22 protein-coding genes are annotated in these 19,660 nt (G+C 57.3%); 15 read left to right on the top strand and 7 right to left on the bottom strand.

The window, feature by feature from the left end; genetic code table 11:
- Positions 1 to 35 precede the first annotated feature (35 nt).
- Together glgX and D8B20_RS17770 are read left to right on the top strand one after the other, a co-directional pair.
- Positions 36 to 2,111 (top strand): glycogen debranching protein GlgX, encoded by a 2,076-nt coding sequence (gene glgX, locus D8B20_RS17775; protein WP_145890777.1) that lies wholly within the window; start codon positions 36 to 38, stop codon positions 2,109 to 2,111.
- Between the two features lie 185 nt (positions 2,112 to 2,296).
- Positions 2,297 to 3,940, top strand: coding sequence for a methyl-accepting chemotaxis protein (locus D8B20_RS17770; RefSeq protein ID WP_145890775.1), 1,644 nt, complete (start codon positions 2,297 to 2,299; stop codon positions 3,938 to 3,940).
- A gap of 144 nt (positions 3,941 to 4,084) precedes the next feature.
- Here D8B20_RS17770 and D8B20_RS17765 read toward each other — a convergent pair whose 3' ends face one another.
- Complete coding sequence (locus tag D8B20_RS17765; RefSeq protein WP_145890774.1) at positions 4,085 to 4,777, bottom strand: SDR family oxidoreductase; 693 nt, start codon at positions 4,775 to 4,777, stop codon at positions 4,085 to 4,087.
- A gap of 127 nt (positions 4,778 to 4,904) precedes the next feature.
- Between D8B20_RS17765 and D8B20_RS17760 the strand changes: the two genes are divergently transcribed.
- The 8 genes from D8B20_RS17760 (at position 4,905) to map (ending at position 8,407) form a co-directional block, all read left to right on the top strand.
- Complete coding sequence (locus tag D8B20_RS17760; protein WP_145890772.1) at positions 4,905 to 5,522, top strand: TetR/AcrR family transcriptional regulator; 618 nt, start codon at positions 4,905 to 4,907, stop codon at positions 5,520 to 5,522.
- Between the two features lie 140 nt (positions 5,523 to 5,662).
- Entirely contained in the window at positions 5,663 to 5,866 is a 204-nt protein-coding gene (locus tag D8B20_RS17755; protein WP_145890770.1) for a hypothetical protein, read from the top strand.
- Between the two features lie 72 nt (positions 5,867 to 5,938).
- A complete protein-coding gene (locus tag D8B20_RS17750) occupies positions 5,939 to 6,181 on the top strand; it encodes a biofilm development regulator YmgB/AriR family protein (RefSeq protein WP_145890768.1) in 243 nt (80 codons plus the stop codon).
- Positions 6,182 to 6,332: 151 nt separating this feature from the next.
- Positions 6,333 to 6,602: a hypothetical protein gene (locus tag D8B20_RS17745; protein WP_145890765.1), complete on the top strand. Its 270-nt coding sequence runs from the start codon at positions 6,333 to 6,335 to the stop codon at positions 6,600 to 6,602.
- 158 nt (positions 6,603 to 6,760) lie between these two features.
- On the top strand, positions 6,761 to 6,988 hold the full coding sequence (locus tag D8B20_RS17740) for a YgdI/YgdR family lipoprotein (RefSeq protein ID WP_186454464.1): 228 nt from the start codon (positions 6,761 to 6,763) through the stop codon (positions 6,986 to 6,988).
- Positions 6,989 to 7,010: 22 nt separating this feature from the next.
- Positions 7,011 to 7,238, top strand: a complete 228-nt coding sequence (locus tag D8B20_RS17735; RefSeq protein WP_145890761.1) for a YgdI/YgdR family lipoprotein — start codon at positions 7,011 to 7,013, stop codon at positions 7,236 to 7,238.
- 144 nt (positions 7,239 to 7,382) lie between these two features.
- Entirely contained in the window at positions 7,383 to 7,628 is a 246-nt protein-coding gene (locus D8B20_RS17730; protein WP_145890758.1) for a ParD-like family protein, read from the top strand.
- The gene (map, locus tag D8B20_RS17725) at positions 7,625 to 8,407 is read left to right on the top strand and encodes a type I methionyl aminopeptidase (protein WP_145890756.1); all 783 of its coding nucleotides are present in this window, start codon (positions 7,625 to 7,627) and stop codon (positions 8,405 to 8,407) included. The genes D8B20_RS17730 and map overlap by 4 nt, the downstream gene beginning before the upstream one ends.
- A 21-nt stretch (positions 8,408 to 8,428) precedes the next feature.
- On the opposite strand, the gene D8B20_RS17720 is transcribed toward map, so the two are convergent.
- Complete coding sequence (locus tag D8B20_RS17720; RefSeq protein WP_145890754.1) at positions 8,429 to 9,343, bottom strand: LysR family transcriptional regulator; 915 nt, start codon at positions 9,341 to 9,343, stop codon at positions 8,429 to 8,431.
- Between the two features lie 138 nt (positions 9,344 to 9,481).
- Here D8B20_RS17720 and hpxD point away from each other — a divergent pair, with 138 nt between their 5' ends.
- Positions 9,482 to 10,513 carry a molybdenum cofactor-independent xanthine hydroxylase subunit HpxD gene (hpxD, locus tag D8B20_RS17715; protein ID WP_145890752.1) on the top strand — a complete coding sequence of 344 codons (1,032 nt, stop codon included), beginning with the start codon at positions 9,482 to 9,484 and terminating at the stop codon, positions 10,511 to 10,513.
- A gap of 9 nt (positions 10,514 to 10,522) precedes the next feature.
- Positions 10,523 to 11,491 carry a PDR/VanB family oxidoreductase gene (locus tag D8B20_RS17710; protein WP_145891612.1) on the top strand — a complete coding sequence of 323 codons (969 nt, stop codon included), beginning with the start codon at positions 10,523 to 10,525 and terminating at the stop codon, positions 11,489 to 11,491.
- A 74-nt stretch (positions 11,492 to 11,565) separates the two neighbouring features.
- Here the strand turns inward: D8B20_RS17710 and D8B20_RS17705 are convergent, their stop codons facing one another.
- Positions 11,566 to 12,066 (bottom strand): YciE/YciF ferroxidase family protein, encoded by a 501-nt coding sequence (locus tag D8B20_RS17705; RefSeq protein ID WP_145890750.1) that lies wholly within the window; start codon positions 12,064 to 12,066, stop codon positions 11,566 to 11,568.
- Between the two features lie 453 nt (positions 12,067 to 12,519).
- Between D8B20_RS17705 and D8B20_RS17700 the strand changes: the two genes are divergently transcribed.
- The 3 genes from D8B20_RS17700 (at position 12,520) to D8B20_RS17690 (ending at position 15,278) form a co-directional block, all read left to right on the top strand.
- The gene (locus D8B20_RS17700) at positions 12,520 to 12,723 is read left to right on the top strand and encodes a con-10 family general stress protein (protein ID WP_145890747.1); all 204 of its coding nucleotides are present in this window, start codon (positions 12,520 to 12,522) and stop codon (positions 12,721 to 12,723) included.
- Positions 12,724 to 13,204: 481 nt separating this feature from the next.
- A complete protein-coding gene (locus D8B20_RS17695; RefSeq protein WP_145890745.1) occupies positions 13,205 to 13,537 on the top strand; it encodes a four-helix bundle copper-binding protein in 333 nt (110 codons plus the stop codon).
- A 406-nt stretch (positions 13,538 to 13,943) separates the two neighbouring features.
- Positions 13,944 to 15,278: an MFS transporter gene (locus D8B20_RS17690; RefSeq protein WP_145890743.1), complete on the top strand. Its 1,335-nt coding sequence runs from the start codon at positions 13,944 to 13,946 to the stop codon at positions 15,276 to 15,278.
- 354 nt (positions 15,279 to 15,632) lie between these two features.
- Here D8B20_RS17690 and D8B20_RS17685 read toward each other — a convergent pair whose 3' ends face one another.
- Genes D8B20_RS17685 through D8B20_RS17670 form a run of 4 tightly spaced genes read right to left on the bottom strand, consistent with a single transcriptional unit; the run spans position 15,633 to position 19,576 of the window.
- Positions 15,633 to 16,979, bottom strand: a complete 1,347-nt coding sequence (locus D8B20_RS17685; RefSeq protein ID WP_145890741.1) for an MFS transporter — start codon at positions 16,977 to 16,979, stop codon at positions 15,633 to 15,635.
- 49 nt (positions 16,980 to 17,028) lie between these two features.
- The gene (locus tag D8B20_RS17680; RefSeq protein WP_145890739.1) at positions 17,029 to 17,940 is read right to left on the bottom strand and encodes an SMP-30/gluconolactonase/LRE family protein; all 912 of its coding nucleotides are present in this window, start codon (positions 17,938 to 17,940) and stop codon (positions 17,029 to 17,031) included.
- Positions 17,937 to 18,884 (bottom strand): hydroxyacid dehydrogenase, encoded by a 948-nt coding sequence (locus D8B20_RS17675; protein WP_145891610.1) that lies wholly within the window; start codon positions 18,882 to 18,884, stop codon positions 17,937 to 17,939. Before D8B20_RS17675 ends, D8B20_RS17680 begins: the two co-directional genes overlap by 4 nt.
- A complete protein-coding gene (locus tag D8B20_RS17670) occupies positions 18,884 to 19,576 on the bottom strand; it encodes an RraA family protein (protein ID WP_145890737.1) in 693 nt (230 codons plus the stop codon). The genes D8B20_RS17675 and D8B20_RS17670 overlap by 1 nt, the downstream gene beginning before the upstream one ends.
- Positions 19,577 to 19,660: the final 84 nt, after the last annotated feature.

Here is a 19,660-nt window from a genome sequence, read left to right as displayed (position 1 = left end):
GCATGAATATCTGTTCACTGGATGGAGAGGATTGAATGTCAAACGGTAAGCCTTCCGAAATTACGGCTGGATCGGGCCACTCGCTCGGCGCCAACTATGATGGCAACGGCGTCAACTTTGCCCTGTTCTCAGCGCATGCCGAGCGCGTGGAACTGTGCCTGTACGATCAAAGCGGTGAGCATGAAATTGCCCGCTTCGATTTACCGGAGTACACCCATGAGGTGTGGCACGGCTACGTGCCGGGCCTGCAGCCTGGCGCGCTCTATGGCTATCGCGTGCACGGGCCTTTTGACCCGGAAAACGGCCATCGCTTTAACCCCAATAAATTACTGATTGACCCGTATGCCCGCGCGCTGCATGGCGATATCAACTGGAACGAAGCGCATTTTGCGTACGATTTGCTGCATGAGGACAAGGATTTAACCTTCGATACCCGAGACAGCGCGCCCTTTACGCCAAAATGCCGGGTAATCGATCCCAACGAATTTGACTGGCAGGATCACAATCGTCCGGCGGTGCCGTGGTCACAAACGCTGATTTATGAAACCCACGTGAAGGGGTTCACCCAGCTGAATCCGCTGGTTCCGCCCGAGATGCGCGGCACTTACGATGGCATGAGCCACAAATCGACCGTGGACTACATCAAAAGCCTGGGCGTGACCTCGGTGGAGCTGCTGCCGGTGCACTGGTTCCCGGACGATCAGCATCTGCTGGACCGTAACCTGAAAAACTTCTGGGGCTATAATTCGCTGGCCTTTTTCGCGCCTGCCAGCCGCTATTTTGGTCCGCGCGGCATTCAGGGCTTCCGCGATATGGTGCGCGCCTTCCATGATGCCGGTATCGAGGTGATTCTGGACGTGGTGTATAACCACACCGCAGAAGGCAACGAGCTGGGCCCCACCCTCTCCTTCAAAGGTATTGATAACTTCTCCTATTACCGCACGCTGCCGGACCAGCATCGCTATTACATCAACGATACCGGCACCGGCAACACCGTGAATACCTCTCACCCGCGCGTGCTGCAGCTGGTGACGGATTCGCTGCGCTACTGGGCGGAATCGATGCACATTGACGGCTTCCGCTTTGACCTCGGCACCATTCTGGGCCGTGAGCCTGAGGGCTTTGACCAGCGCGGCGGCTTCTTTGACGCCATCACGCAGGACCCGCTGCTGTCGAAACTGAAGCTGATTGGTGAACCCTGGGATATCGGTCCGGGCGGCTATCAGGTGGGCGGCTTTCCGCCGGGCTGGGCAGAATGGAATGACAAATACCGTGACACGGTGCGTGAATACTGGAAAGGCGATAACGTCACCACCGATTTTGCCGCACGGCTGCTCGGTTCCGGCGATCTCTATGACCAGCGCGGCCGTCGCCCGTGGGCCAGCGTGAACTTTATCACCGCGCATGACGGCTTCACCCTGAACGATCTGGTGTCCTACAACGAAAAGCATAACGAGGCGAACGGCGAGGACAACAACGACGGGCATAACGATAACCGCTCGTATAACTACGGTGCGGAAGGCCCGACCGAAGATGAAGGCATTAATGCCGTGCGCGAACGGCAGAAACGCAACTTCCTGGCGACGCTGCTGTTTTCACACGGCACGCCGATGCTGCTGGCCGGTGATGAGTTTGGCCGCAGTCAGCTGGGTAACAACAACGGCTACTGTCAGGACAGTGAGATCTCCTGGCTGCACTGGGAAAACCTGCCAGCCTCCGCCGATGCCCTGCGTGAATTCACCCGCCACCTGATTGCGCTGCGTGCGAAACAGCCGCTGCTGCGCCGCGAAAGCTGGCGCGATGGGATGGAAATTAAGTGGTTCAACGCCGGCGGCGGCTTCCAGCAGGAGCAGCAGTGGGAAGAAGGCTCAACGATTGGCGTCTATATTGGCCGCGCGGACCTGCAACCGGAAGAGGGAATCTGGCATGACGTGCTGATGCTGTTTAACCCGTTTGAAGGGAACGTGCCGTTCCGCATTCCGCAGTTTGGCGAAGGCGGCTGGGTGCTGGAACTGACCACCTCTGATACCGCCAGTAAAGGTCTGGTGATCACCAAAGAGAAGGATTTTGAGCTGGAAGGACGCAGCCTGGCGCTGTTCAGAAGGCCGTAACGTAACGCAGGGCCGCGCCACACAGCGGCCCTTTTTTCATCCTCAGACAGCCTCCCCCCGCGCCGCGCTCCGTTAACATTCACGTTAATTTTATTAACTAAAAAGCCCACACTGCCGATAGTCCTTAAAGATGCCCCGGGTTCCGGCACCGTACGTGCCGGGCGGTTTAAGTTTAAGGATTAAAGATGAATATCTCGCAACGCCTGTTTTTGAACTTTTTTATGCTATTTGCCGCCATTATTCTGCAGGCGGTGCTGGCGATTTCGCTGCTGTCTGGTTTCCAGGATCGCTTTGAATATGTGCAGGACAACACCATTCCTTCAATCAAGGATCTGGGCACGCTCATCGATCGAAGCAATCAGCTGGCGCTGACGCTCTACAAACACCAGAGCCAGCTGCAGGACAGCAGCATGCCCGCGGTGGAAGCGGCGCTGAACCAGCAGATTGCCGGCCTGAAAACCCTGACCGAATACTACCTGGCGCACGACATTTCCAACGCGGAAGATGAGCGCCTGTCCAACGCCGCGCTCGGCAATATCCAGAAAATTACCGATAACCTGCCCGCGTTTCTTACTGCGTCACGCGCGCATCAGAGCGCCGTAAGCCTGGATATGATTGAAGGGCCGTCCGGCGTGGGTGCCATTATCCGCGAGACCATCAACAGTTATCAGAAACAGCTGGCGCTGAACATCGCCATTGGTGAGGAACTGCGCGCCACTAACCGCAGCACTTTCCACAGCGTGCTACTTACCACTATCGCGGGCGTGATAGCGACGGTCATTATTTTTGGTCTGTTCGCTACCGTAACCGTACTGCGTATTCGCCGCAGCCTGTCAGCGGTGGGCAACGTCATGCTGCGCGCCAGCGAAAATCTCGATCTGACGCAGAGCGCCGATGAAAGTCGCCGCGATGAAGTGGGCAATATGGCGCACTCGTTTAACGTGCTGATGCGCAGCGTGGCCAGCGCGCTGAATTCTGTGCGCAGCGCCTCGCAGTCCGTGGGCAGCGCGTCGGTACAGATCTCTGCCGGTAACGAAGATCTGTCGTCACGTACCGAACAGCAGGCCGCCTCGCTGGAGCAGACGGCAGCCAGCATGACAGAACTGAGTGAAACCGTGCGCCAGACCGCAGACAACACGCGCCAGGCCAGCGCGCTGGCGGCTAACGCCAGTTCGCTCTCAGAGAAAAGCGGTCAGTCACTGGGCACCATGCTCTCAACGATGGATCAAATTCGCGGCAGCTCACGCAAAGTCACCGAAATTGTTTCGATGATTGAGGGCATTGCCTTCCAGACCAATATCCTGGCGCTGAACGCGGCGGTTGAAGCGGCCCGCGCTGGCGAACACGGTAAAGGTTTTGCCGTGGTCGCGGGTGAAGTGCGTAACCTGTCACAGCGATCCACTTCCGCTGCACGCGAAATCAAAACGCTGATTGAGGAAGCCCATCGTCTGACGGAAGCCGGCGCGGCCCAGGCCGGTGATGTCGGGCGTAACATGAATGTGATGAACGATGCCATCCATCAGGTCAGTGAGCTGGTGAGTGAAATCGCCGCTGCAGCCGTAGAGCAGAGCCAGGGCATAACCCAGGTGCAGCAGGCAGTCAATCAGATGGACGATGTGACGCAGCAGAACGCCGCGCTGGTTGAACAGGCGTCGGCAGCGTCTCAATCGCTGCAGGAACAGGCTGAGACGCTTAACCAGCTGGTGGATAAATTTGTCCTGTCTGACACCGTGGTTCGCAGCCCGGCAGTGCCGGCGGCGCGTGTGGTTACCGCTGCCCGACCTGCACCGCTGGCGGTGGTGAATGACGCAGACTGGCAGAGTTTTTAAGTACGCCAGCCCGCAGGGCGTCAGCGCCGCAGCACGGCGCTGACGCCGTTCACGCGATTAACTACAAGCCGCTCAGCAGCGAGGATTTGCCGCCGCCGCATGGCAGCGCCGGCGTTGCGCGCTCAGGTGCGGCGGCCGCCGGGATTATGCTGAAAGATCGTCCCGTTCTGTCGTGCTTAGCTGTGGCGCGAACTGGCTAACCGCCAGCGCCACCGGTGTCTCGCCGCTGGTCAGTTCAAAAATGACCCGGGCGATATCCGGCTGGTTAATCACTTCCGCCAGCGTGGCGGCAACATCGTCGCGCGGGATGCTGCCATAAGCAATCGCCAGCCCGGCATGCACCCAGCCGCTGCCCGCCTCATCGGTTAAGGTTCCCGGCCTGACAATGACCCAGTCGAGCCCGCTTGCTGCCAGCGCCACATCCCCCTGCTTTTTCACGCGCATGTAATTTTCAAAGGTGTCTGAAAGCGGTTTACCGCGTCCGGCCTCCGGAAAAGCCGAAACCAGCACGAAGCGCTGAATACCTGCCTGTTTTGCCGCCGCAATGGCATTGACCAGCCCTTCGCCGTCCACGGCATTGGTCATGGCTTCACCGCCTTTACCGCCTGCGCCAGCGGTAAAGACCACCACATCACTGCCCTGCATCAGCGCCGCCAGCCGGCTGCTGTCCAGCGCGGTTAAATCCCCCTGCACCGGCACTGCGCCGCTTTGCCGCAGTGCCGCTTCCTGGTCTGCGTGACGGAACAGCGGACGCGCCGTGTGGCCATCAGCCACGAGCATTTTCGTCAGACGACGCCCAATCTGTCCGGCTCCGCCGATAATAAAAACGTTCGACATATTTTCTCCTGTGCGGATGTTGTCTGTAAGGCATAACCGCGTTAACTATAGCCGTTTCGGCTGGCATTGACCGCGACACGGGGAATCCGGATAATTTGGAAATGGTTACTCTACAGACTGTTTGGTTATGACCAGGAACACTTCTCCCGCCGCACCGCCGCGTGAACGGGGCCGGCCGCGAAACTTCAATATTGATGATGCCCTGGACAACGCGATGATTGTCTTTCGTCAGAAAGGGTTTCACGCTGCCTCGATCAACGATTTGGGTGAAGCCATGAATCTGACAGCGGGCAGTATCTACAAAGCGTTTCAGGATAAGCGTTCGCTGTTTCTGCGGGTTTTTGAGCGTTACATTCTGCTGCGCAATACCGATCTGCGCGCACGTCTGCAGCAGTTCCCCACCGGCCTGGCGCGCATTGCCGAATTGCTGCAGTTCTATCTTGAATCCGCCAGCGAAATTGAAGGCAGACGCGGCTGTCTGGTGGTTGGCAGCACCGTGGAGTTACAGACGCTGGATGAAGAGTTATCCCAGCTGGTGCGCGAAGCCGTTCTGCGCAACCGCAACTTCCTTACCTCGCTGATCAGGCAGGGGCAGGAGGACGGTTCTGTTGCGGCGCATCTGGATGCCGATACCGCTGCCGGGCTGCTGCTTTGTGTCGCATTCGGCATGCGCGTCGTGGGCAAAATTCAGGATGTGACTAATGGCAAAGAAACCATTAATATGGCCCTCAATATTCTGAAGTAATTCATATGGCCTATTAGGAAATATGCGTTTCCTAATTAACTCACTTTAGCCTGATGACACAAATACCCTGGGGTATTAACGGTTTAATTATAAATATCAGCAATATAGCCGGGTCAGATTACGCTGATGGTGGGGGTTGAGTGAAGCAAAATGAGTTTGAAGATGCGGATGAAATCTATGTTTTGTTGGGCAAAGTCATCACGCAGATATTAAAACCAGGTGAAGAGCTTTCCATCCAGGAAATTATCGGTGCCCTGTATCGGGCCGGATTACGATCGGATAAGCCTGAAATACAACAAGCCTGTGATAAGGCAATACAGCTGCTGGCGAAAAAAATGAATTAATCAGCGCTGAAACAGGTGCAGTGGCCTTTGCGCAAAGGGCGCTGCCGGTCCAATCCTCTAATTTGCAGGTTTATGATGAAACAATATGATCAACCCCAGGGTTTCACCGGCCTCCCGGACGCCATGCTCGCTGCCGCCATGCAGAGCAAAGAGCTGGAAGTGCTGGGCTATCTGGTCCAGGAAATTTTGCGTTCAGGGAAAATCCTGAACCGTAAAACGCTGTGCATTACGCTGCTGGCACGACTGGATAATTGTGAAGATGTATTAATGAAACAGCATTATGAAAATATATTCCCGCTGCTGCTGGGCAGATAATATTACCGTTAATTAGGCTGCTGCACGGCACGCTTTGCCGTGCGTATTTACATAATCAGTGCGTTTTTGCACGTAATACTGTTTAACAGCCTGCACTGAATTATCCGTGCACGCTGATGCTTATTTAATTTTACTGTCAACGAGATGGCGTATGTCTGGAAGTCATACTGAAACGCTAAAAGATTACATTATCGGCGAAGCCGTGGCTGAGCTGCTGAAACTGCATGCCAGTCTGACCACGCGTCTGCTGCTTGCGCACCTGAGCAAAATGGCAGCGGTTGAGCGTGACATCGAAAAAAGCCAGGCCATTCAGCTGGCCCTTAAAGAAATCAGCGCCAGCCAGGCGGCGTATGCCGGGGATTTAACGCCTTCCGCCCCCCCTTCTGTCGCTGTCCCGGATAGCACAAATAAAACGCACTGATATTTACACCCTGCTTTAAGCGGTAACACACCGCTATTTTTTCATGCTGCACGTCTGCGGCCCGGTGACGTTTTGACCAAAAAAGCTAAGGTCAGACCAGAATAGGAAAACATGTTCTATGCTTATCTCTGATGTCAGTACAAAACAGGGAAATGATGATGAAGAAGATGACTCTCGCCGCCGTATTGCTTAGCTCACTTTTTGCCGTTACCGGCTGTTCCTCCAACCAGGCGATCAAAACCACTGACGGCCGCACGATTGTGACCGATGGTAAACCGCAGGTTGATAGCGACACCGGTCTGGTTTCATACAAAGACGCGCAGACCGGTAAAACTGAGCAAATTAACCGCGACCAGATCACTAATATGAGTGAGCTAAATAACTGATCCATCCAGCAAGGAGAGTAAAATGAAGAAGGTTATTTTAATTCCACTGGCAGCACTGGTTGCCATGAGTGCCTTAACCGGTTGCACCCGTACCAGCTATGCCATTCACACGAATGACGGCCGTACGATTGTCAGCGATGGTAAACCACAGGAAGCGGAGACCGGCCTGCTGGGCTATGTGGATGCTAACGGCGTCAAACAGCAGATCAACAAAGCTGATGTCAAAGAAGTGTCTGAGATCCCGCATTAATTCCGACCTGAAAAGCCCGCACTGCGGGCTTTTTTTCTGCAGTGCCTTCCCGTCCGCGATTTCACCTGCATCTTTTGTTGCCTGTCAGCTCTTTGCGGCGTAACCTATATACAAAACATATACGTTTCATATAAAGGCTGCCGTATGGGTATCGTGAAAATTTCTGATTTGATGCATGAGAATCTGCGTCTGGCCAGCAACGCGCTCAGCCGTTCTGTGAATGCGCAGGCGGAACACTGGATGAAAATCGGTATGCTGGCTGAAATCTATCCTGACCTGAATCACCAGCAGCTGACGCGCCTGCTAATGCGCGTTGAACGCGACGGCGGCGCTGAGCTGGCGCAGCTGCTTGACCATTCTGTTTTTACTCCGCAGGGAATTGCGCAATGACTATTAAACTGCATACCGCTGAAGAGATTGAACTGGCGCGCGCCGCGGGCCAGGCTGCGGCCCGGGTACTGGCGATGATCGCGCCTTATGTCAAACCGGGTGTCACCACGGATGAGCTTGATCGCCGCTGCCATGACTATATTGTTGACGAACTCAACGTCACCCCGGCGAATATTGGCTACCACGGCTACACGCGCACGGTCTGCACCTCGGTCAATCACGTGGTGTGTCACGGTATTCCGGGGGAAAAAATCCTCAAAGACGGCGATATCGTCAATATTGACGTGGCAGTTATCAAAGATGGCTGGTACGGCGATACCAGCCGCATGTACTTTGTCGGCCAGCCGTCGGTGCGGGCAAAACGGCTGGTGGAAGTGACATACGATGCCATGCTGGCCGGCATCCATGTTGTCAAACCGGGCGCCACGCTGGGAGACATCGGCGCGGCGATTCAGAAGGTGGCGGAGAAAGCCGGCTTTTCGGTGGTGCGTGAATATTGCGGGCATGGCGTGGGCGAAATTTACCACGGCGAGCCACAGATTCTGCATTATGGCACGGCCGGTAAAGGGCTGGCGCTGCAGGCCGGAATGATCTTTACCATTGAGCCGATGATCAATGCCGGTAAGGCCGGCACCAGCGTGCTGTCCGATGGCTGGACAGTGGTGACGCGCGATCGTTCTCTGTCGGCACAATGGGAGCACACCGTCGCCGTGACTGATACCGGCTTTGACCTGCTTACGCCATGGCCAGATGGCACCGGCGATTACGCTGCGGTGTAAACCGGTTGCGGGTGAAAAACGCTAGACGATGCCGGTGTTCATGCTTTCAATCACTGCCGTCATGCGCTGAATAACCCGCTGCGCCGCCCGTGACAGCTGCCGTGACGGCGCCGTACACAGGGCGAGCGTCAGCGGTCGCATCACGCTGTTTTTCAGTGGTACAAAGGCCAGTTGCTGCTCCTGTACCTCAGTCAGCACATCCAGCAGGCTCAGGACGCTTACGCCCGCGCCCTGGGCGATCAGGCTGCGAATCAGCCGGATATCATTGCAGGCAATCAGGTTATCCGGTGCCACTCCCTGCCGGCGATACAGCGCCGCGACACGCTCATGTACGACCAGCGCCTCGCCGGGCATGATATGCCGCTCCTGATGCAGTTCACTCAGCGTCAGCGCGGTTTTACTGCTCAGCGGATGCGCCGCGGGCATCACCACGCCCATCTCCAGTTCGGCGAACGCCAGCACATCAAGGCCGCTCTGCCCGGCCGGATCGAGTATCAGGCCAAAATCGATTTCGGCCTGGCGGATCATCTGGCTGATGCGGTGGCTGTTATCCACCGTGAGTTCCAGCCGCAGCCAGTGATGTTCCTGCGCAATCGTGGCAAAGGCATCTGCAATCCGCCCTTTGGTCAGCGACTGCACCAGCCCGGCGCTGACGTGGCCGCGTTTCAGTCCCTGAATATCATCGAAACGCTGGCGCGTGACACGGAATTCCCGCTGCCAGCGCATCACGTCGTCATACAGCAACTCGCCTGCGGTGGTCATGCGCAGGCCATCAGGCAGACGTTCAAACAGCGGCGTGCCAAAGTGTGCTTCGGCCCGCAGGATCTGCCGGTTAATGGCAGACGCGGAGACGTGCAGTTTTTCAGCGGCTTTGCGCAAACTGCCGCTGCGCGCCACTTCAGCAAAGTAGAGCGCAAAACGGGAAAAAGGACTCATGATTCACCTGTACGTTTTTTTGCAACACCATCCTGCATTCTTGCTGATGGATTTGTACAGTGCAGATTATTCACAATGACCTGACAAACAGAAAGCCTTCACTGCAGGCGTTTCATGAACCACTGACAGGATACCCGTATGCATACCCTCACGCCTCCCGCGCACTGCACGTTTGATCCCGATGACTGGCTGCGTCTGGCCCGCCAGTGGCATCCGGTAGCCCGCGCCTGCGATATCACCGGCGCGCCGGCAAAAGCCGTGCTGCTGGATGAACAGCTGGTGATTTACCGCATTCACGGTAAGGTTGTGGTGGCGCGCGATGTCTGTCCGCACCGCGGCGTGCCGCTGACGCTGGGCTTTCATGACGAAGAAGGGATAATTTGTCCCTATCACGGTCTGCGTTTTGGTGAAGAGGGCCGCTGCAATCGCATTCCTTCCAGCCCGGGGCAGCCGGTGCCGGCGAAGCTCAATCTGATCAGCTATCAGGCTGAAGAACGTTTTGGTCTGATTTGGGTCTGTATGGCCCCGGACGCAGAACAGCCTGCGCCTCTGCCAACGATGCCGCACTGGGACGACGCAGGATTCCAGCAAATCAACTGCCCCGGCTTTGACGTCAACGGCTTTGCCGGGCGCCAGGTCGAAGGCTTTCTTGATGTCGCGCATTTTGCCTGGGTGCATACCGCGACCTTTGCCGATGCCAGCAATCAGGTTGTGCCGGCCTACAACCCGGTCGAAACCGCCAGCGGTTTTACCGTGGATTACTGGAGTACCGTGAGTAATTTCGCGGCCGATAGCCCGCAGCAGGCACCGGAAGGGTTCGAATGGCTGCGCCGTTTTGAGATGCACCTGCCCTTTACCGCCACGCTGACCATCCATTTTCCCGGCGAAGCGCGTCTGGTGATCATGAATGCCGCCTCACCGGTGTCAGCACGTAAAACCCGCATGTTTGCGCCGATTGCCCGCAACTTCGATCTGCATGTTCCGATTGAAGATGTGCATGCCTTTAATCTGCGGGTGTTTGAGGAGGATCGGTTAATGGTGGAAACGCAGCGTCCGGAGCGTTTGCCGCTGGACCTGACGCTGGAAGCGCACATCCCTGCCGATCGCAGTTCCATCGCCTATCGCCGTGGCCTGAAGCGCATGGGCTTTGGTGAATTTTTCCTGGTGTAGGAGGTGATGATGAGCGAAACCCTCACCGTGCTGGTTGATGGCCTTTTCCGCCAGGGCCGGCATAACCTGAGCGTCAGCCTGGTGGCGGAAAACGGCGGGCTGCTGCCGGCATGGCAGCCCGGCGCACATATTGACGTGCACCTGCGCGCCGGGCTGGTGCGTCAGTACTCGCTGACCGGCGACAGCACCGCACGCCACCATTATCACATCTGTGTGGCGCGTGATGCGCAGTCGCGCGGCGGCTCACACTATGTGCATGAAACCCTGCGCCCCGGCCAGCGGCTGACCATTTCCGCCCCGCGCAACCTGTTCCCGCTGGCACCAGCCGGAAAGGTAATTTTGCTGGCAGCAGGCATTGGCATTACGCCGCTGTACGCCATGATGCAGGCGCTGGAAGCCGGCAGCGTACCGTTTGCCCTGCATTATTACGTGAAGCAGCGGGGTGATGCCGCCTTTCTGTCTGCGCTGAACGCTCCATTCCGTCACGGCAGTTGCCAGATCTGGTACAGCGATGAGGGACATAGCCCGCGATGTCATCTGCCGGACGAACTGCGTGAACCGGCAGGCAGTACGCAGGTTTATCTGTGCGGACCGGCCGGATTTATGACGCACCTGCAACAGCAGGCGCTGGCGCTCGGCTGGCCAGCCAGTCAGCTCCACACCGAAGCCTTTAAGCCTGCGGCGATCGGTGGCCCGGCGTCCACAGAAGAGACATTCAGTGTGACGCTGGCGCGCAGCGGCCAGCAGTTCACTATTCCGGCCGATCGCACCATCGCCAGCGTACTGCTGGAGCAGAATGTAGCGGTACCGCTCTCCTGCGAGATGGGCATGTGCGGTGCCTGCCTGACGCGGGTAATAGAGGGCGAGGTGGATCATCGCGATACCGTGCAGTCAGCGGCGGAGAAAAGCAGCAGTGACCAGGCGATCGCGCTCTGCTGCTCACGCGCCCGTTCGGCGCATTTACTGCTGGATATGTAAACCAAGGCTGCCCGCTGCTGCGGGCGGCCTGGTCGTTGGGTATGAGGCCATCACGCTGCCCTTCCCCCTGCGGCTTAACTGACCACCTCTTCCCGGGTCAGGTGTAAAATTTCGTCTTCCGCCGCGTCCGGCAGCTGACGCTGCAGCCACTCACACATGTCCCTTTCATGCTGCAACGCCGCCTGAATCACCTGCATACCGGCTGCATCATCAGCCAGTTCCGCTGCCGCCAGCAGGGTGCTGTAGGTCGCGACTTTATACTGACAAAATACATAGCTGCTGACCGTCACGCGCACGCCCGCGGCATCACGCAGCATGTCACTGGCCGCCTGGCCAACTGCCGACATCCGGCCCAGCGCCTCTTTCAGCACTGACCAGCTTGCGTCATAGCGTTTCAGAATTTCTCTGACCTGTGCCTGCTGTTGGCGCGTGGCGTTAAGATAGTGCTCAAAGCGGCTTTCAATCACTGGCCAGGCCGCCAGTCGCGGCAACACGGCTTTAAAGGCCGTTTCAGCATGTTTTTCCATGGCATGCGCATCGCGCAACCAGTCCAGATACACGGATTCCCTGGTCATTGTTTTCTCCAAAGTAAGGGAAACGGCAGCTGTACCGCTCCAGGCGGTGTAGCATCAGTACGGAAGCGAAAAAACCGCTTCGCTTTTATCATTCAGACCGCGATTAAATGAAGATAAGCGAAGCGTTAATTAAATGCTGTCGCACAGATTAATTAAACGTAGCAAGCACCCGGCGCGGTGCAAGAAATGGTGTCAGGATTTGCGACGGCGGCTAATTCCTGTTTGGCCAGCCACAGCATTTTAACTCCCGGTATAAATAGCGATCTTTATCAGCCTGAAATCCTGGTGACTCTGCGGATGCAAACTTTCACCCTGCCCGCGAGCAAAAATTGTCTTTTCCTTAAACAAACACACCGCCAGAATTAAAAAGTTAAGATTAATTCCGGCTTGATTATGATAAAAACATCGCTACATTTATTTTTGCTTCATGCTGGTATGAACTGAGAGGAACGAATGAAGGACCCAAAGAAGAAACCTGAAGAGGAAGAAAAAGTAACGCAACGACGCGGTGGTTCAGGCAACTTCGCTGCTGATAAAGAACGCGCTGCCGAAGCCGGCCGCAAGGGCGGTCAGATGAGCGGCGGTAACTTTAAGAATGACCCCCAGCGCGCGATTGAGGCGGGCAGAAAAGGAGGAAAAATCAGCCGTCGTAAATAATAAAGGTCAATCATTTTACTGATTTAGTCTCATCCTGCCTTTACCTGCTACTCTCCTGGCTGCATTTTAACGCTTCGCTTAATTGCGCGGTTTTGCCCTGCCAGGAGAGTCATTTTTCATCCCGCTGCGGATCATTGACCTGCCTGCATAGTGCACATTTCCCTGTTCCGCTTCGCTTAAAACTCTTGCCGGGAAGATTTAATTTTTCATACGCAAACCTTATCAGGTTATTTAATTCGCACAAAACTCCACCCTATATTTGTACAAGCCATGCCGAATTGTACACTTTTAATTATTTCGTCCTGAGCGGTTGCGATTAATATACAGAACCTTACATTTTTCTAAATGCGTTTATTTCAAGGGTTTATTGCATGCAAAATGCACCTTTTTGCGACTTTTGCTTGAAATATCGCATGGATTAGCTAAGTTTTACTGCAATTACGTATTAAGCGTGCGGAATGATCCTGCGCTAAGGAATCTCATGAATACTGATTTAAATGAATGCATCGCGCTTTGCTATCGCTGTGCTGCCGCCTGCGACCAGTGCGCGGCTGCCTGCCTGCATGAAGAACACGCCGACGAGATGAGCACCTGTATCACGCTTAATCAGCAATGTGCTGCGCTGTGTCGTGTGACGGCTCAGCTACTGGCCTCACAGAGTGAGCTGGCTGAACAGCTCTGCACCATCAACTCGATGGCGTGTCAGCTGGCAGGCTGGGAATGCCAGAAACATAGCGCAGAACATTGCCAGCGTTGTGCTGACCTCTGTCTGCAGTGTGCTGAAATGTGCATGACGGTGGGCATGGAGCACTGATCGACCTTTCTTCTGCGCCGCGCTGTCATGCCTTCTCACCCGGCCTGGCAGCGCCTGCCCGGCGCGCTGACGTCCTGATGCACTCTCCAGCCTGAATACCCCTTTTCCGTTAAGGCGCTGGCCGCCTGCTGACGCGTCCCGCGTCGTTCCGCTGTTCTTATGCTTCGGCTGCTTTGTGCATCTGTGCGCATCGCGCTTCCTGCGCCGCAGGAATTCAGGCTTAATCACACATCTTTCATCTTATCGCTACTTTTTTGTGACATAAGGCGCAACCTGACGAGATGCCGTCACACGCTGCGCGAATAAACCGGATAATGATTGCACTGTGTACATCATGGTTTTACACAGTAAAACACACTCCTTTTACCTGTTACGTGTAAACCCATGGAAACCTGTGAGGTAGAACATGTCCGAAAAGATGAACCGCGTGGTCCCGGAGATTGAACAACAAACCGTCCGGCGCGTCACCTGGCGTATCCTGCCCTTTCTGGTGGTTTGTTATCTGTTCGCTATTATCGATCGCGGTAATATTGGAATGGCTTCGCTGCAGATGAACGAAGATCTTGGCTTATCGAAGGCGGTCTTCGGGCTGGCCAGCAGCCTGTTTTTTGTCGGCTACTTTCTGTTTGAGGTGCCGAGTAACCTGGCGATGCAGAAGGTCGGCGCGAGGATATGGATTTCGCGAATCATGATTACCTGGGGCATTGTCTCGGTGTGTACGGCTTTTGTCGAAAGCGCGCAAATGCTCTATGTCCTGCGCTTTCTGCTCGGTGCCGCCGAAGCCGGCTTCTTTCCTGGCGTAATCCTGTATCTCACCTGGTGGATCCCCGCGCAGTATCGCGCGCGCGTCATTGCGATGTTTATGGTGGCCATTCCGGTTGCCAACTTTATTGGCTCGCCAATTTCCGGCGCGATTCTGTCGATGGATGGCTGGCTGGGTATGCGCGGCTGGCACTGGCTGTTTATCATCGAAGGCCTGCCCGCCATTCTGCTGGGTATTGCAGCGTTTTTCCTGCTCAGTAACCGGCCAGACAACGCGCGCTGGCTGACGGCTGAACAGAAAACGTGGCTGAACGACACCCTCGCAGCGGAAAACGCGAAACGCAAGGCGATTGGTCATATTTCACTGTGGCAGTTACTGCGTCACAAGCATATCTGGGTCATGGCGCTGATTTATGCTGGCGCTTCAGCGGCCGGTTCCACGCTCAGCGTCTGGTCGCCGATGCTGCTGAAGTCCTACGGGCTGGATAATTTCACCACCGGTTTAGTCAATGCTATCCCTTACGGCCTGGCTTCCGTATTGATGATTGTCTGGGGACGCAGTTCCGACCGCAGCGGTGAGCGCCGCTGGCATACGGCGCTGACGCTGTTCCTGATTGCCGGCGGCCTGCTCTCCGCGTTTATCACCAGCTCGCTGACCGGCAGCGTGGTGATTCTCTCGCTGGTGCTGATCGGTGCGTATTCAATGAAAGGCCCGTTCTGGGCGCTGGCTTCCGGCTGGCTCTCCTCTTCCACTGTGGCGGCCGGGCTGGCCGCAATTGGTGCGATGGCCAACCTGATTGGCGGCGGCCTGATGGTGAACGTTTACGGCATTATTAATGGCGCAACCGGCAGCCATACGCTGGCGATGATCCCGCTGGCGCTGCTGTGTGCCGCAGGCGGCATTGCGGTCCTGGTCATGGGGCGTAACCGCCCGGTGCAAAATCGCGCAGAGGCCGCGACCGCTCCGGTCAGTAAATAGTCCTGCACCGTGACGCATGACAGGCGCTGGCAACAGCGCCTTTTTTTCGCCGTTATCCCGCCTTCGTCCCTCTCCCGACCGTCCCCGTCAGCAACCCGCACTGCCCGGTGCGGATCACCCGCGCTGCTCCAGCAGAATACGCGCGCGTCTCACCCCCGATGCGCAGCCGGCAGGCAGGCCTTCGCCGGCAGAAATCAATGCAGAAAAGGGATATGTCGTGGCAGATGTGAAGAGAAAGAAGAAGGAAAAGGCGTTTTTCGCGCTCAGCGACCGCTTTTCAGGTTATGAAGGGGTAATGACGAAGGCCTGGCAGGGTGTGCCGGACGGCACGGCGTGCTGTCCGGCAGTGTGGCATTATGACTTGCGCCACGGATCGCGAACCGTCGCCACCACCAGCGTTCCCAGCAGCAGCACGGCCGATACGGCCAGCAGAGGCCACGTGAAGCCTCCGCTGGTTTCACGAATAAAGCCAATCAGCGAAGGTCCGACAAACCCGCCCAGGTTACCCACCGAGACAATCATGGCCAGTCCACCGGCTGCAGCACTGCCGGTGAGGAAGCCCGACGGCAGTGCCCAGAACGCGGCCTGAAAAGAGAGAATGCCGCTGACCGTGACGCACAATGCCAGCATTTTCATCAGCGGATCGGCAACCAGCGCGCTGCAGGCCAGCGCCAGCGCGGCGATCAACAGCGCGCCGCTGATCCAGTGAATACGATTGCGGGCACGGTTAGCCCGTTTGGCCCACAGCAGCATGCTGATGGCACCGCACACATAGGGTATAGCGGTGAGGAAACCGGTGGCCGTATGGCTGACGCCCAGCTGCCGGATGATCTGCGGCATCCACAGCCCCACGCCAATCGACCCGACAATGCCACAGAAGTTGATCAGCGCCAGCCGGTAGAGCAACGGATTACGCAGGGCATCCCGCAGGCTGCTGCCATGTGCAGCGGCGATGTGCTGTTGCTCGGCAGCCAGACGCCGGCTCAGCAGTGATTGTTCTGTTGCCGTCAGCCAGCGCGCTTTTTCCGGCCGGTCGCTGAGGAGAACCAGACACAGCAAGCCGAGAACCACCGCGGGTGCGCCCTCAATCAGCAGCAGCCACTGCCAGTTACGGATGTGTTCATGCTGGGTGATTTGCATCAGCGCGCCGGAAAGGGGCGCACCAATGATGTTAGCAACCGGTATGCCGACCAGAAACGCAGCGGTAATTTTTGCGCGCCAGCTGCCGGGAAACCAGTAAGTGAAAAAGAGATAAATGCCGGGTGTGAAACCCGCTTCGGCCACTCCCAGCAGAAAACGGGCCAGGGAAAAGCTGACGGGACCGGTCGCAAACGCCGTAGCCATGGAGATCACGCCCCACGAAATCATGATGCGTGCGATCCAGATCCGCGCCCCGACCTTTTGCATGATTAAATTACTGGGAATTTCAAACAGGAAATAGCCGATAAAAAACAGACCGGCGCCAAATCCAAACTGCCCCGCCGTCAGGCCAAGGTCGCTGTTCATTCCCAGCGCGGCAAAACTGACGTTGGTGCGGTCAAGGTAACTCACGACATAACAGATAAAGATAAACGGCAGAATACGCCGGAATGCCTTCGCGGCCGCGGCTTCGCTCAGCTGGTACTCCTGTTCACTGAGCGCGGGATCGTCCGACGAGGCGGCCGTCACCGGCACGCGATCGGTTGAGGTTAGCAGGGTCATCACTGTCTCCGTAGCGTTTACTGACGCACGTTATTAGCAGAGGAAGAGGTTAAAGCAGCGGACAACCGGGCGTTGTCATCTGGCAGTGCAGAATGGTGCTGGTGACGGACTCGGTAATGAAAAGCTGTCGGCGGTCCGCGCCACCAAAGCACAGATTGGTGGTCGATCGCCCGGCCGGGCTGGTGATAATTTCAACCGGCTCGCCCAGGGTGTTAAGCCGCCAGACGCGGCCCAGACCCGGGTTGGCGATCAGCAGTTCGCCCTGTTCGTTCATCGCCAGGCCATCGGGTCCGCTGGGGCCGTAAGAGGTAAAAAACTGCCCGACTTTCGTTACCGAGCCATCCCGCTGCAGCGGCACGCGCCAGATGCAGTTGCCGCGCGTCATCGCGACATACAGCAGGCGTTCATCCGGCGAAAGTACCAGACCATTGGGGCTGGGGCAGTTATCCAGCAGCAGATCGAGCTTACCCTGCGGCGACAGCCGATAGACGCGGCCGGTGGGATCGTGCAGTCCGGTCTGTCCCTGATCGGTGAAGTACAGGTTTCCCCGGCTGTCAGGCGTTAGATCGTTGACGCCGCGAAAGCTCTCACTGTTGCGCCGTGCCAGCCAGGGCGTGACGCGCCGATCCGTCAGCGACAGCCTGACCAGCCCAAGGCGGTAATCGGTGATCAGCAGCGTGTCAGGCGCAATCAGCTTCATGCCGTTCGGCTCGCCGTCGTAGCGGACAATCAGCTCCCAGCGCCCGCTGCTGTCGATGCGAAAAATCCGGCCATAGGGAATATCCGTGACGTAAAGCGAGCCATCGGGATGCCATACCGGCCCTTCGAGGAACGCGTCGGTTGCCTCTCCGCCGCGGTTGGCCTGAGCCCAGGCATTGCCTGGGTCGGGCTGGCGAAATTCATCAGGCAGACGCGTCAGCACCTCTGCCTCACGAACGACGGGCTGCGTCAGGCAGATCATGACGCACCATCCTGTTCAGTGACGGTTTCCCGCAGCACGCTGAGCACATTGCTTGCCGCCATGGTGCCCATGCGGATATAGGAGCGGTCGCTGACACCGCCCACATGCGGCGAGATCAGTACATTCGCACGCTGCTGCCACGGATGCGGTGCGGTCAGCGGTTCGATGCTGAAGCTGTCCAGCGCCGCCCAGCTCAGCGTGCCGTTATCCAGCGCCGTGCACAGTGCCTGCTCATCAATCAGCCCGCCGCGTGCGGTGTTAACCAGAATGGCACCGGGGCGACACAGCGCCAGGGTTTCGCTGTTGATCATCTGGTGGTTCTGCGCGGTGAGCGGGCAGTGCAGCGAGATGACGTCCGCGCGCGCCAGCAGGTCTTCCAGCGCCACCGGTTCGCAGCCTTCCGGGAAATGGCGGGCCCAGGGATCGCAGGCGATGACCTGCATACCGAAAGCGCGCCCCAGCAGGGCCATCCGGCTGCCAATCGCGCCCAGTCCCACCAGCCCCAGCGTGCGCCCTTCCAGCTCAATCGATTTATGCCGCGCTTTATCCCAGTGCCCTTCGCGCAGTCGCTGATCCAGCGGCACCACCGACTTGGCGCAGGCGAGAATCATCGCCCAGGTATGCTCTGCCACCGCCGCCGCGTTGGCCCCGACGGCAGCCTGCACGCGGATATGCCGCTCGGCTGCCGCTGCCTGGTCAATAACATCAATCCCGCTGCCGTGCTTGGAAATCACCCGCAACGCTGGAGCGGCGTCCATGACGCGCGCTGTGATTTTGCCGTAGCGCACAATAATAGCGACCGGATTATGCGTTTCGCACAGCGCGATCAGCTCAGCTTCCGTTGGCTGTCGTCCGGCATAAAGCACGGTGTAATCCTGCAGCAGCGCCAGGGCTTCAGCAGCCAGATCGCTGCCGGTGACCAGAATAACCTGTTTTTCTTTCATCACAGAGTTTCTCCTTCTGCCAGCATACCGGCGGCGCGCAGCGCTCCCTCAAGCCAGGGTGCGCGGATATCACCCGCGCGAATCGCCGCGATACGGCGCGTTTCGGTATCCAGCTTGCGCGCTGCGAGCTCAAGCAGCTGCACCACCTCCTCGCGCGGCAGCACGACCACGCCATCCGCATCGCCCACGATCAGATCGCCCGGACTAACGGCGGCCCCGGCCACAGATATTGGCGCGTTGACGCGGCCGGCGATGGATTTTGTCGGACCACAGGGGTTCAGACCGGAGGCAAAAACCGGGAAGTTTCCGGCGGTCAGCGCGTCAGCATCGCGTACCGCGCCATCGATGATGATGCCGGCAATGCCGGATGCCGCCGCCTGCGTTGACATAATTTCGCCGATCAGCGCACAGCTGATATCCCCTTTCCCATCCACCACGATCACATCGCCAGGTTGTGCGATGGCCAGCGCAGCATGAATCGCGAGGTTATCTCCCGGACGGACTTCAACCGTTACCGCGGGCCCCGCGACCTTCATGTGCGCGGCCAGCGGCCTGACGCGGCCGTGCAGCGTACCGCGACGGCCGGCAACATCGGCCAGTATCGCCGCCTGAAATTCGGCGGCGCGCCTGACCTCTTCTGCGGCAATGCGCTGGATATGGCGGTTAATCAGGGGGGTAAATTGTGCAGACATAGTGCCACCTCGTTAGTTTTACTCTGTAAAACCATGTTGTATAAAGTACAACAACTATATCGGTGACATTTTGGGTTCTGCCAG

Origin of the sequence: Candidatus Pantoea soli (genome assembly GCF_007833795.1) — a bacterium.
In the GTDB taxonomy this organism is placed as follows: Bacteria; Pseudomonadota; Gammaproteobacteria; order Enterobacterales; family Enterobacteriaceae; genus Pantoea; species Pantoea soli.
Note: the sequence above shows the minus strand (reverse complement) of the source record. Positions and strands in the feature narration are given on the sequence as shown.

What these genes read in the sequence shown, in the direction of transcription:
- D8B20_RS17730 (WP_145890758.1), top strand. Translation starts at nt 7,383, where the DNA reads ATGGGTATCGTGAAAATTTCTGATTTGATGCATGAGAATCTGCGTCTG.
- D8B20_RS17695 (WP_145890745.1), top strand. Translation starts at nt 13,205, where the DNA reads ATGAATACTGATTTAAATGAATGCATCGCGCTTTGCTATCGCTGTGCT.
- D8B20_RS17690 (WP_145890743.1), top strand. Translation starts at nt 13,944, where the DNA reads ATGTCCGAAAAGATGAACCGCGTGGTCCCGGAGATTGAACAACAAACC.
- map (WP_145890756.1), top strand. Translation starts at nt 7,625, where the DNA reads ATGACTATTAAACTGCATACCGCTGAAGAGATTGAACTGGCGCGCGCC.
- D8B20_RS17685 (WP_145890741.1), bottom strand. Translation starts at nt 16,979, where the DNA reads ATGACCCTGCTAACCTCAACCGATCGCGTGCCGGTGACGGCCGCCTCG.
- D8B20_RS17680 (WP_145890739.1), bottom strand. Translation starts at nt 17,940, where the DNA reads ATGATCTGCCTGACGCAGCCCGTCGTTCGTGAGGCAGAGGTGCTGACG.
- D8B20_RS17720 (WP_145890754.1), bottom strand. Translation starts at nt 9,343, where the DNA reads ATGAGTCCTTTTTCCCGTTTTGCGCTCTACTTTGCTGAAGTGGCGCGC.
- D8B20_RS17735 (WP_145890761.1), top strand. Translation starts at nt 7,011, where the DNA reads ATGAAGAAGGTTATTTTAATTCCACTGGCAGCACTGGTTGCCATGAGT.
- D8B20_RS17770 (WP_145890775.1), top strand. Translation starts at nt 2,297, where the DNA reads ATGAATATCTCGCAACGCCTGTTTTTGAACTTTTTTATGCTATTTGCC.
- D8B20_RS17765 (WP_145890774.1), bottom strand. Translation starts at nt 4,777, where the DNA reads ATGTCGAACGTTTTTATTATCGGCGGAGCCGGACAGATTGGGCGTCGT.
- D8B20_RS17745 (WP_145890765.1), top strand. Translation starts at nt 6,333, where the DNA reads ATGTCTGGAAGTCATACTGAAACGCTAAAAGATTACATTATCGGCGAA.
- hpxD (WP_145890752.1), top strand. Translation starts at nt 9,482, where the DNA reads ATGCATACCCTCACGCCTCCCGCGCACTGCACGTTTGATCCCGATGAC.
- D8B20_RS17675 (WP_145891610.1), bottom strand. Translation starts at nt 18,884, where the DNA reads ATGAAAGAAAAACAGGTTATTCTGGTCACCGGCAGCGATCTGGCTGCT.
- D8B20_RS17670 (WP_145890737.1), bottom strand. Translation starts at nt 19,576, where the DNA reads ATGTCTGCACAATTTACCCCCCTGATTAACCGCCATATCCAGCGCATT.
- glgX (WP_145890777.1), top strand. Translation starts at nt 36, where the DNA reads ATGTCAAACGGTAAGCCTTCCGAAATTACGGCTGGATCGGGCCACTCG.
- D8B20_RS17700 (WP_145890747.1), top strand. Translation starts at nt 12,520, where the DNA reads ATGAAGGACCCAAAGAAGAAACCTGAAGAGGAAGAAAAAGTAACGCAA.
- D8B20_RS17740 (WP_186454464.1), top strand. Translation starts at nt 6,761, where the DNA reads ATGAAGAAGATGACTCTCGCCGCCGTATTGCTTAGCTCACTTTTTGCC.
- D8B20_RS17705 (WP_145890750.1), bottom strand. Translation starts at nt 12,066, where the DNA reads ATGACCAGGGAATCCGTGTATCTGGACTGGTTGCGCGATGCGCATGCC.
- D8B20_RS17760 (WP_145890772.1), top strand. Translation starts at nt 4,905, where the DNA reads ATGACCAGGAACACTTCTCCCGCCGCACCGCCGCGTGAACGGGGCCGG.
- D8B20_RS17750 (WP_145890768.1), top strand. Translation starts at nt 5,939, where the DNA reads ATGATGAAACAATATGATCAACCCCAGGGTTTCACCGGCCTCCCGGAC.
- D8B20_RS17710 (WP_145891612.1), top strand. Translation starts at nt 10,523, where the DNA reads ATGAGCGAAACCCTCACCGTGCTGGTTGATGGCCTTTTCCGCCAGGGC.